Consider the following 1,516-nt stretch of genomic DNA (forward strand, 5'->3'; position numbering starts at 1 on the left):
CCCTACACGACCTCACTATAGGGTCTTGGCACTAGGAGCCGATGAAGGACGGGACGAACACCGATATGCTTCGGGGAGCTGTAAGCAAGCTTTGATCCGGAGATTTCCGAATGGGGAAACCCACCACTCGTAATGGAGTGGTATCCATATCTGAATTCATAGGATATGAGAAGGCAGACCCGGGGAACTGAAACATCTAAGTACCCGGAGGAAGAGAAAGCAAATGCGATTCCCTGAGTAGCGGCGAGCGAAACGGGATTAGCCCAAACCAAGAGGCTTGCCTCTTGGGGTTGTAGGACACTCTGTACGGAGTTACAAAGGAACGAGGTAGATGAAGAGGTCTGGAAAGGCCCGCCATAGGAGGTAACAGCCCTGTAGTCAAAACTTCGTTCTCTCCTGAGTGGATCCTGAGTACGGCGGAACACGTGAAATTCCGTCGGAATCCGGGAGGACCATCTCCCAAGGCTAAATACTCCCTAGTGACCGATAGTGAACCAGTACCGTGAGGGAAAGGTGAAAAGCACCCCGGAAGGGGAGTGAAAGAGATCCTGAAACCGTGTGCCTACAAGTAGTCAGAGCCCGTTAACGGGTGATGGCGTGCCTTTTGTAGAATGAACCGGCGAGTTACGATCCCGTGCAAGGTTAAGCAGAAGATGCGGAGCCGCAGCGAAAGCGAGTCTGAATAGGGCGCATGAGTACGTGGTCGTAGACCCGAAACCAGGTGATCTACCCATGTCCAGGGTGAAGTTCAGGTAACACTGAATGGAGGCCCGAACCCACGCACGTTGAAAAGTGCGGGGATGAGGTGTGGGTAGGGGTGAAATGCCAATCGAACCTGGAGATAGCTGGTTCTCTCCGAAATAGCTTTAGGGCTAGCCTCAAGGTAAGAGTCTTGGAGGTAGAGCACTGATTGGACTAGGGGCCCCTACCGGGTTACCGAATTCAGTCAAACTCCGAATGCCAATGACTTATCCTTGGGAGTCAGACTGCGAGTGATAAGATCCGTAGTCGAAAGGGAAACAGCCCAGACCGCCAGCTAAGGTCCCAAAGTATACGTTAAGTGGAAAAGGATGTGGAGTTGCTTAGACAACCAGGATGTTGGCTTAGAAGCAGCCACCATTTAAAGAGTGCGTAATAGCTCACTGGTCGAGTGACTCTGCGCCGAAAATGTACCGGGGCTAAACGTATCACCGAAGCTGCGGACTGTTCTTCGAACAGTGGTAGGAGAGCGTTCTAAGGGCTGTGAAGCCAGACCGGAAGGACTGGTGGAGCGCTTAGAAGTGAGAATGCCGGTATGAGTAGCGAAAGAGGGGTGAGAATCCCCTCCACCGAATGCCTAAGGTTTCCTGAGGAAGGCTCGTCCGCTCAGGGTTAGTCGGGACCTAAGCCGAGGCCGAAAGGCGTAGGCGATGGACAACAGGTTGATATTCCTGTACCACCTCCTCACCATTTGAGCAATGGGGGGACGCAGGAGGATAGGGTAAGCGCGGTATTGGATATCCGCGTCCAAGCAGTT

The 1,516-nt window shown here is 52.9% G+C and carries 1 rRNA gene; it reads left to right on the forward strand.

The window, feature by feature from the left end:
- Nucleotides 1–5: 5 nt before the first annotated feature.
- Nucleotides 6–1,516, forward strand: a 23S ribosomal RNA gene (locus ID804_RS12095); the annotation flags it as partial.

The organism is Microcella alkalica (assembly GCF_014595885.1).
GTDB lineage: Bacteria > Actinomycetota > Actinomycetes > Actinomycetales > Microbacteriaceae > Microcella > Microcella alkaliphila_B.